This is a genomic window from Roseibacillus persicicus (genome assembly GCF_014651675.1).
GTDB lineage: Bacteria > Verrucomicrobiota > Verrucomicrobiia > Verrucomicrobiales > Akkermansiaceae > Roseibacillus > Roseibacillus persicicus.
In genome coordinates this window covers 151,816-167,741 of sequence record NZ_BMXI01000015.1, presented here as the reverse complement: position 1 = coordinate 167,741, position 15,926 = coordinate 151,816, and the positions used below count along the sequence as shown (strand labels likewise).

Here is a 15,926-nt window from a genome sequence, read left to right as displayed (position 1 = left end):
GCTTCTTTTGCGACGCGGGCTTTGAACTCCGCACTGAGATGTCTTCTTTTTCGTTTCATTGGTCTGATTTCGGGGTCATTTGCCCCTTCAGACCAGCTCAACTTTTCTACAAGCTCATGGCTCCGTTTTCCGGGACCACTTCACTTCTTCGCCGTCCACGATGCGGAGCACAAAAAAGCCGCACCTCAAGAGGCGCGGCTTTTTGAAAAATAGGGTCGTTCTGTTCGATTACATCTTCAGCTGAGGACGGTCTGCCTCGGGCCAGTCGATGTGGAAGAACTCGCCGCGGGGCTTGTCGGTGCGCTCGTAGGTGTGGGCACCAAAGTAGTCGCGCTGAGCCTGCAGGAGGTTCGCGGGGAGGCGCGCGCTGCGGTAGCTGTCGTAGTAGGCCAAGGCGGAAGAGAAGGCTGGAATCGGCACGCCGTGAATGGCACCTGCCGCGACCACCTTGCGCCAGTTGGCCTCGCAACGCTCAATCTCGCTCTTGAAGAATGGGTCAAGGAGGAGGTTGGCGAGGTTTTCGTCACGCTGATAGGCTTCGAAGATTTTCTGGAGGAAGGCTGCCCGGATGATGCAACCGCCACGCCAAATCATGGAAATCTCGCCGAAATTAAGGTTCCAGTTATACTCGTTCTGCGCCTCACGCATGAGCTGGAAGCCCTGGGCGTAAGAACAAATCTTGGAGCAATAAAGAGCGTCGTGAATCGCTTGGGTGAACTCCTCCTTGTCGCCATCGAAGCCAGGAACATCGGCCTTGAGGACCTCGGAAGCAGCTACGCGCTCGTCCTTCACGGCAGAGATGCAGCGGGCAAAGACAGCCTCGGCGATGAGAGGAGCAGAGATGCCCATATCGAGCGCGTTCACTGCGGTCCACTTGCCGGTGCCCTTCTGACCTGCGGTGTCGAGGACGATGTCGACGAAGGGAGCGCCGGTCTCGGGGTCGGTCTGCTGAAGAATGTCGGTGGTGATCTCGATGAGGAAGGAGTCGAGCACGCCATCGTTCCAAGTGCCGAAGGTTTCGCTCATTTCCTTAGGCTCCATGCCGAGCAGGTTGCCCATGAGCTGATAGGCCTCACAAATCATCTGCATGTCGCCATACTCGATGCCGTTGTGAACCATCTTCACGTAGTGACCGGCTCCGTTCTCGCCGATGTAGGTGGTGCAAGTCACGCCGCCTTCGACAGGCTTGCCGGGCTCGGCACCATCGATGGGTTTGCCGGTGTCCGCGTCGACCTTCGCCGCGATCGCTTCCCAGATGGGCTTAAGCTCGTTCCAAGCGGACTCCTTGCCGCCGGGCATGAGGGACGGGCCGAAACGGGCACCTTCTTCTCCACCGGAAACACCAGAGCCCACGAAGCGGAACCCTTTGGCGTTGAGGTCTTTCTCGCGACGAATGGTATCGGTCCAGAGCGCGTTGCCGCCATCGATGATGATGTCGTCGGGCTCGAGAAGCTCAGTAAGGCCATCGATTACGGCGTCAGTAGCGCGGCCGGCCTGAACGAGGATGATGACCTTGCGAGGACGCTCCAAGGACTCAACAAATTCTTCCAAAGTCTGGGTGCCGACCAAGCCGCCAGGAGTGCTGAGGTTTTCCGCGACGAAGGCATCGGTCTTCGATGCGGTGCGGTTGTAAACTGAGATTTGAAACCCGTGGTCTGCAATGTTGAGGGCAAGGTTTTGCCCCATCACTGCCAAGCCTACCAATCCGATGTCTGATTTTTTATCTGCCATAACGTGTGTTTGCTTCCCGCGCGCTATAAGGCCCACAACCGCAAGCGGCAAGTGTGGAATGAGACCACAATGTATTCGGGGATGAGCGCTCTTTCTCCCTTCGCCGCATCGAATTCATAGATCCCAGTACGTCACAACGCCCCCTGCCCAACAACCAGACAGGGAGCGTTGCTTACCTTCTTTGCCAAGAAATTAGAATCTCAGACCCAACCAGGCTCCGAGCACAACGGCGTCGTCGATGTCACCGGTGCCTCCGGGGTTCTGAATGTATTGCACCGACGGCTGAATGTAGGCCGAGGGTGTGAGCTGGAAACGGTGGCCGAGCTCGAAGACCATCTCGTAGTCGACATCTTCTCCAATGGCATCGCCATATTCGTCGCTCAACTGGCCGTAGGTCGCGAAGAAGACAGTGCGGTCCTCTTCCCGTCCGGGAAAGAGCCCCTTATAGTTCAAGCCAGCGCTGATCTGCAGCGGAGTCTTGGCCACATCATCGTCAGGCGAGTAGCTAGCCATCGCAAAGGCAGTCAATCCATCAGCAATCTCGGTCTCCCCGTGGATGTAAGCACGGAAGAGGTAATCGGTCGTGCCACCGGAGAAATTGTCGAAATCGCGGAAGGAGTTGATCGCTCCCACGAAGACGCGGGTATTGCGACCGGTGTTGGGGGTCCAGTCGTATTGCGCCAGCACCGAAATGCCGTCATCACTACCGAAGCTGAAATCCAAACCGTTGTTGGTGAAGTCCCACTGGTCGGGCCCCGTCTGGTAGGCACCGAGCTGGAACTGGTGCTCGTCGGTAGGCGTATACTTGATACGTCCCCCCCAGACCGCGTAGGGAAACGAAGTGATGGAATTTTCTAACAAAGTCGCCCGAATCGGTCCGTTGATCGAGGTGCTGAGGGAGTAACGATACAATCCGGTATCCGCAAAGTCGTTGTCAGCCGAGAGACGACCGAGCTTGATCGCCCACTGATCGCCGAATTCCTTTTCGATATAAAGTTGATAAAGATAGCTGACCTGGCCGCCATAGATGGTCATGGGGTCGTAGATGCCACCAACCGAGTCACTGAGACTATTTCCGTGACGGTTGACGTAGGACACTTTCATCGTAGTGCCGTCCCAACCAAAGATTTTTTCCAAGTCCAGATCAACCCCGGCATACACTTGGCCGACATAATCTTGGTCAGATCTCAATCCCCCGCTCACGCTGGCGCTGGAGATTGAATCATAATAGAGAAACGGAGTAATTCCGCTCTCAATGAGCTGAGGACGAAGATCGCCCCAGTCACGGGTCAAATAATCGCCAGAGTTAAAGCCATCATCGGCACTCACTTGACTGGCAAGGGCTCCGGCGGTGACCAGAGCGGTTACGAATAGTTCGTTTTTCATATCGTGTTACTTTGTTTTTTGGGTTCAAGCCCTTGTCATCAGGCGCGTTTTTTTGGGGGGACGCTTGGGACTACCAGCGCTTGCTTGTTTGGGTTTTCTGGGTTTTTGAAAGGCCTTATTCCCACCCGAAGAGGAGGGCCTGCATCAGACGTGCTATGTTGGGGTTTTCATAAAGAGCGTCGATCATTCGGACGTAATCATCGGTAAAGACTTGGTTCTCCGATAGGTCACCGAAGACAGCCTCCACCCGCAGAAAAGAAAGCTTGTCTTTGCGAGTGGCGACTGCTGCCGCGTGAAGCTCATCCTTCATCTCGTCGACGACCTCGAGCTTCACTCCATCTTTACTCGTGTGCTTGTCCGAGTAGTAGCACCAGGCGGCTATCACCAGCGCGGCGTATTCCGTGCTTCCGCCTTTGGCTAAATTCTCATTGATAGTGGGGATGAGAAATTTGGGGAGCTTGGATGAACTCTCCAGGCAGATGCGCGCGAGATTGTCCTTGATGTTGGAATTTCCAAAGCGCTCGATCAGGGAGGCCTTGTAAGCTTCCAAATCAATTCCCTCCACGGTGTCGAGAACCGGGGTGGCTTCCACATCCATAAAGCGCCGTAAATAGGTGGCAAAGAGTGGGTCCGCGATGCAACCATCGATCGTTGTGTGTCCATCGATTGAACCTAAAATTCCCAACACGGAGTGCCCGGCGTTGAGGAGACGAATCTTCATCTTCTCATAGGGTGTGACATCGGGAACAAACTGGGCACCTACCGATTCCCATACAGGCCGACCATTGGAGAAGTCATCTTCGATCACCCATTGGCAAAAGGGCTCGCAAGTCACTGGCCACTCATCCTTGATGCCGAACTCGTTCTGCAAATATTCAATGTCTTCAGGGGTAGTGACGGGAGTGATCCGGTCTACCATCGCATTGGGAAATGAAACCTCCCACTCAATCCAGTCCGCAAGGTCAGGATCCAGTTCTTTGGCGAAAGCGAGCAGCACCTTCCGGGTCACATCCCCATTGTGCTGAATATTGTCGCAAGACTGGATAGTGAACGCAGGGATATCGAGCTCGCGGCGCTGTTGCAAGGCTGCGGCGAGGTGGCCGAACACGGTGCGGGGTTTGTCCGGGTTCTCCAAGTCGTGTTGAACGTCCGGATGGTCGAGGTCAAACTCCCCATCCGCCGGATTGAGGAGGTACCCCCCTTCGGTGATGGTCAGGGAAACAATGCGGGTCTCCTCGCTAGCCATCCGTTCGATGACCGCATCGGGGTCATCGCTCGCCAACATGAAGTCGATGAGGGAGCCGATCACTCGGTTCTCAATCCGACCATCGGGGTGCTTGACGATGAGGGTGTAGAGATAGTTCTGCTGCTTGAGGACGTCGCCAATCTTGCGATCGGCATCGCGCAAGCCCACTCCACAAATCCCCCACTCCCGGTTGCCCGGCTCGGAGAGAAGTTGGTCGGTATAGTAGGCTTGATGGGAGCGATGAAAGCCCCCCACCCCAATGTGCATAATCCCGGCGGTGAGCTTGCTCCGATCGTAGGAGGGACGGGCAATCTCTTCGGGCAGTTCGCCGAGGGTGCTTTGGGTGATAGGAATGAGGGACTTCATCTTTGATCCGGTGGGTGTTGAATTTGTAGAAACGGTCATGAACTAGGACGCTTTGCGGTGCTGGAGACTGTCGAGAGCAACGGCTACTAACAAGACGACGCCTTTAATCACCATCTGCACAAACTGACTGACATCCAGCAGGACGAGACCATTGCTGAGCACTCCCAGAATAAGAACGCCGGCGAGCACGTTGGAAATCTTGCCAAATCCCCCACTCACGCTCACGCCACCCAGGACGCAGGCAGTGAGGACGTCGAACTCGAAGCCTTTGCCAGAGAGAACCTGTCCCGAGTTGGTGCGCGAGAGGATAACGATTCCAGCGACTCCAGCGAAAAACCCTGACAAAGTGTAGACCAGATACTTGACGCGGTTGACGTCGATTCCGGAGAGCTTGGCCGCCTCCTCATTGCCCCCTACGGCGTAGAAGTAACGTCCGAAGAAAGTCTTGCTCAGGATGAAGCCACCCAGCGCCATCACGATGGCCATGATGATCACAGGGATAGGGATGGGGCCGACGTAGCCTTGGCCAATGACGGCGAAGGACTCGGGGAATCCGTAGATGGGAAGACCATCACAAATCAGGTAAGCAACCCCTTCAATGATGATGAGCATCGCCAGAGTCACGATGATGGGAGGCATCTGAATATTGGCGATGATCCAGCCGTTCATAAAGCCAATGGCAGCAGAGAGAGCCAAGGCCACAACCACTGCGAAAACGGGATGCCAACCGGCATTCACCATCAGCCAGGCACAAACGATATTGACCAAGGTGACCACGGATCCGACCGAGAGGTCGATGCCGCCTAACAACAGGACGAAGGCAAACCCCACAGCCACGATTCCGAGCATGGAAACTTGACGAGCGACGTTGAGGAGGTTGTGGCTATTGAGAAAATTCTCGGAGGCAATCGAGAAGAAGATAAGAAGAGCAAGAAGAACCAAATAGATTCCGAACTGCTTGGCAAAAGCGGAGAAGCCGTTACCGGCCCCCTTGAAGGTAGTGATTTTGTTCATAGTTTTTGTTGCTGTGTTGAAATTAGTTGTGTGAGGCGAAGCCCATGATGGCTTCCTGAGAAAAGTCCTTCCTGGCGAGTTCGCCCGTCACCCGTCCTTCATGGAGAACGACTATGCGGTCGGACATTCCCATGACCTCTTCCATCTCGGAGGAAATCATCAGAACGGACTTACCGGACTCGACGAGACTGTTGACGAGTTCGTAGATTTCGGACTTGGCACCGACGTCGATTCCCCGGGTGGGTTCGTCGAAGATGACGAGGGTGGGCTCCGTCGCCAGCCACTTGGCAATGATGACTTTCTGCTGGTTGCCGCCGCTCAGGTTCTTGATTTTTTCTTCCAGATTCGGGGCCTTGATGCGAATGGCCTTGCGATAGCCCTCCGCGATATCGACCTCGGTCGTCCGGTTGACGGTGAAGAATTTCGAGATGCGCTCAAGGACGGAGACGCTGATGTTCTCTTTGATATCGAACTCTAACAGCGCTCCCAGTTTCTTGCGGTCTTCCGGCACCAGCGCGATTCCTTTCGCGATGGCTTGCTTGGGGGTTTTCGATTCAATCTCTTTTCCTTCCAAGGTGATCCGGCCTGAAGTTTTGGGTTTATAGCCGAACAAGATTTCCGCCAACTCAGTGCGTCCGGACCCGATCAGTCCGGCCAAACCAAGGACTTCACCTTTCTTAATCTGCAAGCTGACATCGTCCACGATAGTGCCGGAAACATTTTCGACAGTGAGAAGAACTTCGTCAGAAACCTGATGATTTCGTTGGGGATAAGTCTCTTTCAGTTCGCGCCCGACCATCAGCTTGACCAGCTCGTCCAGATTGGTTTCGGCGGTCTTGATGGTCTTGACCTTTTGCCCATCCCGCAAAACAGTGATGCGGTCCGACAGTTTGAAAATCTCGTCCATGCGGTGCGAGATGTAGACAATCGTCACGCCCGAATCCCGGAGCTTTTCCACTACCAAGTGCAGAGCTTTCGCTTCCGTCTGGGTGAGCGGCGCCGAGGGCTCGTCCATGATAAGCATCTTTGCCTTTTGCGAAATGGCTTTGGCGATTTCCACCAACTGCTGGTAGCCAACAGTGAGGTTGCCAACCAACTCGGCAGGGTCGATCTTGATATCAAATTGTTGAAAAATCTTGGCCGCTTCGGACTCCATTTTCTTGCGGTCAATGACGAGCCCCTTGCGAGGAGCGCGACCGAGGAAAATGTTCTCCGCGACCGAGAGTTCGTCCACCAGATTGAATTCCTGATAGATGACCCCCACCCCCACCGACTCGGAGAGCTTGGGGGTCAGGGCTGAGAACTCTTGCCCCTGGATGACGATGGTTCCCTCGTCGGGAGAAATCGCACCGGTGCAGGTCTTGATGAGAGTCGACTTTCCTGCCCCGTTTTCACCGACCAAGGCATGAACTTCTCCTTCAATAATATCGAGACTGACATCGTCCAGAGCCACGACTCCGGGATATCTCTTGGTAATGTTTTTTAGTTGCAGGAACATCGCTTCGATTTCTATTGGCCGTTATATTTGTCCACGTTCTCGGCGGTCACAGGGATGACCTCGCGGTAGATTTTAGCGGGCAATTCTTCCCCTGCCGCGAGCTTTTCAACGAAGCCGTAGACTTCATTTGCCACATCTTCGTTAGTTCCGGTGACAATCACGCTCATCCGGACCCCTTCGTTGTTCTTGATGGCGGTCAGCTCAGGCTTGGTAGCGTCCACTGCAAAGATTCCAAAGTCGTCGCCCAACTTGCCAGCAGCCTTGGCCGCTTCGTTGGCACCTACCGAACCACCCCCACCGATGCAGGTCACAACCTTCACGTTCGGGTTGGATTGAAAGATGGTCTCCATCTTGCTGATGCCTTCCTGGGGGTTGATGGCGCTGGTTTCGGCCACGATTTTCGCTTTAGGAGCCAACTCGGTGAGGGCTTCCCGGATGCCGTTGCCGCGAGCAAGGAGGACAGGCAACTGGGGGTAGTTGAGAATTGCCACTTCAGCTTCGCCACCATGCTTTTCGTTGATGAACTTGGAGGCTTGTTTACCCACTTCATAACCAAGCGCTTTGTTATCAATGAGCCAGCGAACATCGGCATTCTTGATATCGTCGTCCCAGGCGATGACCTTCACTCCAGCAGCCATCGCTTCGCGACAGGCAGACTCGATTCCGGCAGGGTCGGCGGGATGAACAATGATGACGTCCATGCCCCGGGAAACGAAGTTCTCGATCTGCATGATTTGCTTGGAGACATTGCTCTCGCAGGCCACATAGTTCATCTTGGCGCCGTTGGCTTCGGCCTTTTCCTTGATCGATTGACAGTAGCCGGACCAAGTCGGATTACTGAGATCCTGCACGGTCATGCCGATCTTGATTTGGCCTTCGCCGTCTTTATTTCGGTTGCAGGCAGTCATCGCGACGGCAGCGAGCACGGCCAGAATGGAGTATAGGTATTTTTTCATAGTTTTGTCGTATTGTTGATTGATGATATTTTTCTATCTTTTCAGAACTCTCTAGTGTTGCACCATTTCCCTAACAAGTCGCGAAGGAATTCGGGGAGTTGCTCCTTTTTGAGAACAAACGAATGAGGCGACCTGATTGGCATAGAGGTTCACTTCGTCGAGCGGCCACTGATTCAGCAGTCCGAAGGTCAAAGCTGCAGTAAAGGAATCCCCCGCTCCGACGGTATCCACCAGCGTCACAGGGACTCCCGCGCATTCGTCGACTTGCCCGGCGGAGACAATCAAGCTCCCATCACCCCCACGGGTGTAGGCCACATGACTCAATCCGAACTGGCTTCGCAGAGCCTTGAGTTGATCGACAATCGCTCCCTCCAACTGAAAATACTCGGCCAGAACCGGAAGCTCCTCATCGCTCAGCTTGAGAACATTGGCCACCTTCAGCGAGTTTTCCACAAGCTCCTTCGAGAAGAAGGGCTGCCTGAGATTCACATCGTAGATCCGAAGACTGCGCGCCGGCATAACCTCTAGAAACTTATGGATAGCCCTTCTGGTCCGCGGCGAACGCTGGGCCAAAGTACCGAAACAGGCCGCATCGAGACTCGTCGCCAACTCACACAACTCGGGAGTGAAGACCAAGTCATCCCAAGCAACCTCTTCCAGAATTTCATAGGAAGGTTTTCCCTCGGAATCCAATAGCACGAGCACACGCCCGGTCGGCAGGTCCATGCTGTCGAAAACGTATTTGTCGCTCATGTTGAGCTGTCCGAGTCTCTCTCTGGTTTTCACACCCACCCGGTCACGGCCAACCACACTCACGGGATAGGCTTCGCATCCCAATTGATGACAGTGCGAAGCGAAGTTGACCGGAGCTCCTCCGAGGCGGCTTCCATCGGGAAACATGTCCCATAGAATTTCTCCGATTCCTGCAATTTTGTGATTTTTACTCATTTGATGGATTTATTCAGACGCAGGTCCAGCTTTCAGGCCTTGACTCATCGAGCCTCGGAGTCCGCGTCCCTCCGACGGCAGAAGAAATAGCTCCGGGGGTTACATTTGTAAAATATTCACCTCACAAATACCTTGAAAAAACTTTTCATTTCTATTACATTTCATCCGTGAACGAAAGCCAGCCAAGGTATTTGCAAATCTATAAGGAAATCCTGCATCAGATTCATGACCAGACCTTTTCACCCGGCGACTTTCTCCCTACCGAGGCCGAACTTTGCAAAAAATACCAAACCTCCCGCCCCACCATTGCCCGCGCGCTGAAGCTTCTGAGTGATGAAAAGCTGGTGGTTCGCAAGGCCGGCTTTGGCACCCAGGTTCTCGCGCCGCGGAAATCGGCACTGCTCGCGGGGCTCCTCATCCCCCAACTCAACGAAATCGAAATCTTCAAACCCATCTCTGCCTCCATCGCAGAGACCTCGGGCATGGGTGGAATGCGGGTCATCCTGCCATCGGAGTTGAGCTTTGCCGACGACTTGAAAAAACGCACCAACTCGCTGGCCGATCAGCTCATCGAAGCCCGCGTGAGAGGCGTCTTTTTCGCCCCCACCGAACACTTGGAAAACCCATCCGACTTCAACTCAGGGGTGATTGAAAGGCTGACTGACGCAGGCATCCGTGTGGTTCTCATCGACCGCGACATCTACCGCTGGCCGCGCCAGACCCGTAATGACCTGGTGAGCATCGACAACATCGAGGCGGGCTATTCAGTAGCCAGCCATTTGCTCGAGCAAGGATGCAAGCGACTTGTCTTTGTCACTCGCGAGAACCCGGCCGTCACGGTGCAGCTTCGCCGAATGGGATGTCGCGAAGCCCTGACCCAGCACGGTCTACAAGCAAGTAGTTTGCTCACCGTCATCGACCCCGAGTCCTCCCCGGGAAAGGCTGCCAATGAGCTCTTCGAGAGCGGCGCCGACGGCATCATCTGCGCCAACGACGTCACGGCTGGCCCCATTCTGCGCGGGCTCATCGACCGGGGCGCGGACATTCCCGGGCGGGTCAAGGTCTCAGGTTTTGACGATGTCGAACATGCCTCCCTGCTCAGCGTCCCCCTCACCACCTATCAACAACCCTGCCGCGACATCGGTCGCGTAGCTGCGGAGCTGATGATGCACCGCATCAAGTATCCCGACACGCCCATCCAACGGGTCACCCTGCAAGGTCAGCTGATCATTCGCGGCTCGACCGTGAAGCAATGAGCTGGCGGATCTGCTTTTCCAAATGGGCAGGCAAGCCATAGGCTCCGAGGTCCCGCTGCAAAGCCTTCCAATCCAACCGCAGACCCGCCCCCAAATAGGCGTTCAGCCGAGTGGCTACAGTGGAGTCCGCCAAGGCCTTACCAGTAGGATAGACACTTTCGAGAAAGAGCCGCGACTCGCTCGCTCGCGAAAGAGAATACTTCTGATGGTAGGCTTCGGCGTAGGTGAAGTGGTTCACCGGAAGAATTCCGGTGCGAATCTGGTCCAGGCTCAAGCCCTCGCGCTCCGAATGTTCTTCACGCGAAACCAGCGCCAACTGACGTTGAGTCTCGTCGCGGCAGAACACAGCCTTCCGATATTGCGTGCTGCGGTTGATGGAATCATAGCGATGGCCAAGCCAAAATTCCGCAAGCAAATCCGAATAGCTCACCACTGTAGGATCATAGTCGATTGAGACCGCCTCAGTGTGGTCGCCCATCGAACGGTAGGTCGGCTTTTCTGCAGTTCCGCCGCAATAACCGACGCGAGTGCGCAAAACTCCGGGAAGGCTTCCGAACTCGGAATCCGGCCCCCAGAATCATCCCAAGCCAAAGGTGGCGGTCTCGAACGGCACCTTGGAACGCTCTTCATCGAGAGGCAAAATCACAGCCGCCACTTTCCCGTCTTCTCGCTCCAAGTACTCCTCCGGCCTCTTTCTCAAATTCATTCCCCAAACCTAAGTCTTTCTCACCGACTTGCAACCACGCCGCGAAGGCCCTTTCCCCGAGACGAAATTCGTGAAGGGAATGAGATAGCGTAGCGACTCGAGCCGAAGTAACATCTATTCAAACCCATCCCCCTGCAAAATGCGCCCTCCTCTCCGCCTCACACTCCATCAGCTTGCCATTCTGTTTTCCTTTCTAACAACATTTTGGACGCAAGCGCTCGTAGTCAATCTGGATGTGGAACCCAGCGCGGACAACACCTTTTCCGGCCAAGGAGCCCACTCCGATCCCGGCCACGATTTCTGGAACAGTTCCGCAAGCACGCTGACCGACCTCCTGGCATCCGATGGCCTGACACTCACCACCATCGACGTCACGATCTCGACAGGGAGCCGCTATGATGCCACGGGCGGCAACGTTCCCGCCGGGCAGTCCCATAGTTCCCTTGTTGGCGACTACTCCTACGCCCGAAATGCCGACACCAGCGTTGGAATAACAGGCCTGACCCCAAACGGGCAATATCTCCTCTACCTCTATGCCCAGGGAGACAATCTCTCCCAGAATTCAACCATCACCTTCGGTGGACAAACCAAATCCAACAGCGGCCTGCTCGATGGCAGCATCTCAGAAAACGCCAACTACGTGGTCATGGCGGCAACAGCGGATAGCAATGGCGAACTCTCCGGAACCGTGGCCCGTAACGGCAGCAGCTATTCGGTCCTCAACGGACTGCAGATTGTTGAACTCTCCGCGAACACTTCCCCGCTCGACTTTGTGGTCAACGTCGACCTCGGAGGAAACGAGACCACCACCACTCCCTACAGCGGACAAGGGGCTTTTGCCGATCCCGGCAACGACTACTGGAACAATACTTTCAGTACGGACAGCCGATCGTTGAAGGGGCTCACCGCCTCCGATGGGACCACCCTGACCCCCGTCCGGCTCGACCTTTCCGGAGGGAGCGGATTCTTCGACTCTGGAAAAAGCAACAACCTGCTCAACGACTACTTCTACAACAGCACCATCTCTCTTCTCCGCGGTCTCTCCCCTGGTGCCCAATACACGCTCTACGTCTACGCGGCGGGTGACCGCTCCGGGCAAGGCTCAGCCATCACCGTCAATGGTGTCACGAAGACCACTTCCAACTCTGGGAATCCGGGCTCCTTCAGCCTTGGCGTTAACTACCAGACCTTCACCACCACTGCGGACATCGCCGGTCGCATCGCGATTGATTCCAGCGCCAAGCTCAATGGCTTTCAACTCATCACAGGTTCTCCTCCCGCCAGCCCCCACCAAGCCGAGAACGCGGTCTTCACTGGTCTCAATCCCATCACCTCGCCCACGGCCTTCGCAGGTCAGGCCCTCGATGGCTTCGACGCGGCGGGAGACTCGGTCGAATACTCAAACCTTCCCGCCGGCGACACCCTGCAAATTACCTACGCCAACGGCGCCACCACCACCCGCTTGAGCCTTTATCATAACGGAGTCGATCTCGACACCGTCTACTTCCCGCCCACCGGCAGTTGGACCGACTTCCGCACCTTGACCCACACCGGAATCACTATCGCCTCTAACAGTTCAGTCAAATTGCAGCTCGATGCCGACGATCTGGCCTTCAACAACGGACAAAATGGAGCCGTCCAAGATCAAATCGAAGTCGAGATTCGTGACGGGCAAATCGTCGTGAGCTCGGTCCTCGAACTTCTCGCCCAGATTGGGAAAGACAATGTCGAAGTCAAGATGACTCCCGGCGTTTACGAAATCGACGAGACTGACCAAGAGTCCGGCCTTCTCCCCCTGCCCATCCTCTTTGATTTCTGCGGCTCGAACTCCAGCTACGATTTCACCGGAGTCGAGTTCCAGATTCACACCAATCTCTACAACGAGTGGCCGGGACAAGAGGTCCGCGTCTTCGAGTTCAATGGTTCCAACAACCACTTCTATGGGCTGACCCAAAAAGACATCGGCAACGAGGCCATCAACTCGGTGGGTGTCCTCAATATGGCGGTAGTCGGTGATGCCAATAAAGTGGAGGAGTTCAGTCTCTACACCCGTGGCTCGCGGCCTTATGGATACGGCGACTTGTTCGGCAAAGGGTCAGGCGCAGTCATTGGGCACGACAAACACGCGGCACTCTTGGTCAATGGAGCCAACTGCCATTTGCTCAACTGCTACCTCGAGCTCGCCAGCTATGGACACGGAATCTTCATGCAGGGCGCAATCGGCACGCTGGTCGAAGGCTGCTTTGTGAAGGGCGATACCTTCAACACCACCGACAACGTGCTCGCCGAAGAAGGAACCGGCTCCGAGGCCGACCACGTGGACTTCATGACCGTCTGGGGCTGGGAGGTCCCGCCCGGCTATGCCTTCTCTTTGCAGGAAGATGGCATCCGCTGCTACAACAATGGAGCCAACGGACTCAATACCGCCAACACCACGGTGCGCAATTGCACTGTCGAGAACATGCGCAGCGGCGTCGTGATTGGCTTCTCCGATGGAGACAATGAGATCTTCGGCTGCACCACCATCAGCGTGGAAGGATCCTTTTGGCCGGGCAATGGTGACTCCGTTGAACACTGCCAAGGCGAAGCCCCCTACCAGGGAATGGTCGACACTCCCTACCAGAACGACAGCAATCAGGACTATTCCGTCACTCTCTTGCAGGAGACTGCACCCTATGGCAACGACCTCATCGCCTACTTTGCAGGCAGCGGTCACGACATCACCTTCTGGAACTCCGCCCTGCAACCCACCCCTAACAGTCAGACCATACAAATGGGAGGACTTAAAACTGGACTCCGCCACTACGACGGCTCCACCACCTACACCCTGAGCAATACCAGCCTAACCAATTGGACCGATCAGGCGGTCGCTCTGCCGGGCAACTCGAGCAATAATTCGATCAGTAGCTTCGGGACCGTCAGCAACGCGGGAAGCGGTAATACCGTCTCCACCGTCAGTCCCGCTACCGTCAGCGCCTCAGTGACTTCCTCCGGCTCGGCTGCCGCCACCCTGGATGGCAATGGAAGCACCTTCTGGTCTGCGGACGGCTTGGGAGAATGGATCCAGTATGATTTGGGAACGAGCCGCAACCTTTACCAAGCTTCCGTCCAATGGCTCAACGGAAACACCCTCCAATATGACTTCGAGATTCAGGTCTCCAGTAGCTCTTCCGGCCCTTGGACGAACGTTTACTCCGGCACCAGCACGGGAAGCACCGGGTTCGAAGAATACAACTTTCCCACCCAGAATGCGCGCTACCTACGAGTCGTTGGCCAAGGCAACTCTCTGGATGAAAAGATTCAAATCGTCGACTTCGACCTCGACCTCAAGGACCGCTTCGCGATGGTCAAAGCGAAGTCGGAAGCGGGCGCCAACTTCATCTCTCAGAACACTCTTGATGGTGACCTGAGCACCCGCTGGTCGGCCGAAGGAGTCGGCCAATGGATTCAATACGACTTGCTGGAGCGAAAGCAAATCAACGGCTTGGCCCTCGCCTGGCACAATGGAATTTCACGCAGCTATGACTTCGAGGTTGGAGTCTCCGACCATCCCATGGGACCTTTCACCAGCATCTACACCGGAACGAGCAGTGGTTCGACCAACAGCCTGGAATCCTATGCCATCACTCCCGCAGAAGCTCGCTTCATTCGCATCACCGGAGAAGGAAATTCGGTCGATGATTGGACCAACATCACGGAAGCTTTTCTCGACACGAAAACCCTCGTGGAAGTCGAACTCGCCCCCACTCCCCTCGCCTGCTGGCTGCTTGATGAAAGCCAGGGAGCACTGCTAGCTGACTCGTCGGGAAATGGTTATCAAGGCAGCCGCGGCGCAGCCCCTATCTCCAACCCCACTTGGTCAGTCGGCGCGGAAGGGAACGGTGGCCTCTCCTTCGATGGCTCCGCGTCAAGCGCGACCCTCCCTGCGGCAGCCTTCACCAATCTTTCCGACGAGATTTCCCTATCCTTCTGGGCCTACGGGGGCACCTCCCTCCCTCGTGACTCCAGCGTAATCCGCGCTCTCGATGCCAGCGGAAACCGGATTCTCAACATCCACCTGCCTTGGGGCAATGGCCAGGTCTACTGGGATGCCGGCGATGGCTCCGGATACGACCGCATCAACAAACAAGCCGCTGCAGCCGAATTTTCGGGTTCGTGGAATCACTGGGTCTTCACCAAAAACGCTACCCAAGGCTCGATGCAGATCTACCTCAATGGCAACCTCTGGCATTCTGGCTCGGGAAAAACCCGGTCCCTCTCCGCCATCTCCACCGTGTTTCTCGGTAGCGATGGTGGAACCGTCGCTTTCGAAGGTTCTCTCGACAACATCGTGCTCTACGACGAAGCCCTCACTCTCGCCCAAGTCAACGACCTCTATCAGGGTTCGACCTTTGCCTATCTCGATTGGGTGGAGCAGCAAGGACTCTCCTCTTCGGACACTTCCCGGACTGGCGATCCGGATGAAGATCAGTGGCCCAACCTCCTCGAGTATGCCTTGGGAAGCAATGCGCTCACCTCCCAAGATGGCAGCCTTTTCCTTAAAGAAGAATTGTTAGAAAGTGAGTCCAAATTCGAATTCAGCTATCGCCGACGACTCGATGCTGCGGAACGAGGCCTGAACTATCTGGTCAAAGGGACCTCCGAACTCAGCGACCCGAACTCGTGGACCACCGAGGGCATTCTAGAAACGAGCACCATCCCCATCGACGAAGAGTTCGAATGGGTCACCGTGCAAACCGACATCGGAATCCGAAAATTCCTTCGACTTGAGGTGACTATGGATTCCGGAAAGTAACTCACAAGAAACAGCGGGAGCACG

General features: G+C 55.5%; 10 protein-coding genes and 1 pseudogene. 2 read left to right on the top strand and 9 right to left on the bottom strand.

The window, feature by feature from the left end; translation table 11 throughout:
* Nucleotides 1-228: 228 nt before the first annotated feature.
* The 7 genes from gndA to IE099_RS16565 form a co-directional block, all read right to left on the bottom strand.
* Nucleotides 229-1,731, bottom strand: a complete 1,503-nt coding sequence (gene gndA / locus IE099_RS16595; RefSeq protein WP_189572358.1) for an NADP-dependent phosphogluconate dehydrogenase — start codon at nucleotides 1,729-1,731, stop codon at nucleotides 229-231.
* 192 nt (nucleotides 1,732-1,923) lie between these two features.
* Nucleotides 1,924-3,117, bottom strand: a complete 1,194-nt coding sequence (locus IE099_RS16590; RefSeq protein WP_189572355.1) for a carbohydrate porin — start codon at nucleotides 3,115-3,117, stop codon at nucleotides 1,924-1,926.
* A gap of 115 nt (nucleotides 3,118-3,232) precedes the next feature.
* The gene (locus IE099_RS16585) at nucleotides 3,233-4,729 is read right to left on the bottom strand and encodes a mannitol dehydrogenase family protein (RefSeq protein WP_189572352.1); all 1,497 of its coding nucleotides are present in this window, start codon (nucleotides 4,727-4,729) and stop codon (nucleotides 3,233-3,235) included.
* A 42-nt stretch (nucleotides 4,730-4,771) separates the two neighbouring features.
* On the bottom strand, nucleotides 4,772-5,743 hold the full coding sequence (locus IE099_RS16580; protein ID WP_189572349.1) for an ABC transporter permease: 972 nt from the start codon (nucleotides 5,741-5,743) through the stop codon (nucleotides 4,772-4,774).
* 22 nt (nucleotides 5,744-5,765) lie between these two features.
* Nucleotides 5,766-7,241, bottom strand: a complete 1,476-nt coding sequence (locus IE099_RS16575) for a sugar ABC transporter ATP-binding protein (protein ID WP_189572346.1) — start codon at nucleotides 7,239-7,241, stop codon at nucleotides 5,766-5,768.
* Between the two features lie 11 nt (nucleotides 7,242-7,252).
* Nucleotides 7,253-8,197 carry a sugar ABC transporter substrate-binding protein gene (locus IE099_RS16570; RefSeq protein WP_189572343.1) on the bottom strand — a complete coding sequence of 315 codons (945 nt, stop codon included), beginning with the start codon at nucleotides 8,195-8,197 and terminating at the stop codon, nucleotides 7,253-7,255.
* A gap of 51 nt (nucleotides 8,198-8,248) precedes the next feature.
* On the bottom strand, nucleotides 8,249-9,145 hold the full coding sequence (locus IE099_RS16565; protein WP_189572340.1) for a carbohydrate kinase family protein: 897 nt from the start codon (nucleotides 9,143-9,145) through the stop codon (nucleotides 8,249-8,251).
* Between the two features lie 167 nt (nucleotides 9,146-9,312).
* Here IE099_RS16565 and IE099_RS16560 point away from each other — a divergent pair, with 167 nt between their 5' ends.
* Nucleotides 9,313-10,401, top strand: coding sequence for a GntR family transcriptional regulator (locus tag IE099_RS16560; RefSeq protein ID WP_189572337.1), 1,089 nt, complete (start codon nucleotides 9,313-9,315; stop codon nucleotides 10,399-10,401).
* Here IE099_RS16560 and IE099_RS16555 read toward each other — a convergent pair.
* Nucleotides 10,373-10,966, bottom strand: a pseudogene (locus IE099_RS16555) (peptide-methionine (S)-S-oxide reductase MsrA); the annotation flags it as partial. The gene IE099_RS16560 and the pseudogene IE099_RS16555 overlap by 29 nt on opposite strands.
* Before the next feature lie 12 nt (nucleotides 10,967-10,978).
* Nucleotides 10,979-11,107 carry a hypothetical protein gene (locus IE099_RS21035; RefSeq protein WP_268244930.1) on the bottom strand — a complete coding sequence of 43 codons (129 nt, stop codon included), beginning with the start codon at nucleotides 11,105-11,107 and terminating at the stop codon, nucleotides 10,979-10,981.
* A 139-nt stretch (nucleotides 11,108-11,246) separates the two neighbouring features.
* Here IE099_RS21035 and IE099_RS16550 point away from each other — a divergent pair, with 139 nt between their 5' ends.
* A complete protein-coding gene (locus tag IE099_RS16550; protein WP_189572331.1) occupies nucleotides 11,247-15,902 on the top strand; it encodes a discoidin domain-containing protein in 4,656 nt (1,551 codons plus the stop codon).
* Nucleotides 15,903-15,926 lie beyond the last annotated feature (24 nt).

Excerpts from the sequence above, each read along its gene's own strand:
- IE099_RS16580 (WP_189572349.1), bottom strand. The coding sequence starts at position 5,743 with ATGAACAAAATCACTACCTTCAAGGGGGCCGGTAACGGCTTCTCCGCT.
- IE099_RS21035 (WP_268244930.1), bottom strand. The coding sequence starts at position 11,107 with ATGAATTTGAGAAAGAGGCCGGAGGAGTACTTGGAGCGAGAAGACGGG.
- IE099_RS16590 (WP_189572355.1), bottom strand. The coding sequence starts at position 3,117 with ATGAAAAACGAACTATTCGTAACCGCTCTGGTCACCGCCGGAGCCCTT.
- IE099_RS16570 (WP_189572343.1), bottom strand. The coding sequence starts at position 8,197 with ATGAAAAAATACCTATACTCCATTCTGGCCGTGCTCGCTGCCGTCGCG.
- gndA (WP_189572358.1), bottom strand. The coding sequence starts at position 1,731 with ATGGCAGATAAAAAATCAGACATCGGATTGGTAGGCTTGGCAGTGATG.
- IE099_RS16565 (WP_189572340.1), bottom strand. The coding sequence starts at position 9,145 with ATGAGTAAAAATCACAAAATTGCAGGAATCGGAGAAATTCTATGGGAC.
- IE099_RS16550 (WP_189572331.1), top strand. The coding sequence starts at position 11,247 with ATGCGCCCTCCTCTCCGCCTCACACTCCATCAGCTTGCCATTCTGTTT.
- IE099_RS16585 (WP_189572352.1), bottom strand. The coding sequence starts at position 4,729 with ATGAAGTCCCTCATTCCTATCACCCAAAGCACCCTCGGCGAACTGCCC.
- IE099_RS16575 (WP_189572346.1), bottom strand. The coding sequence starts at position 7,241 with ATGTTCCTGCAACTAAAAAACATTACCAAGAGATATCCCGGAGTCGTG.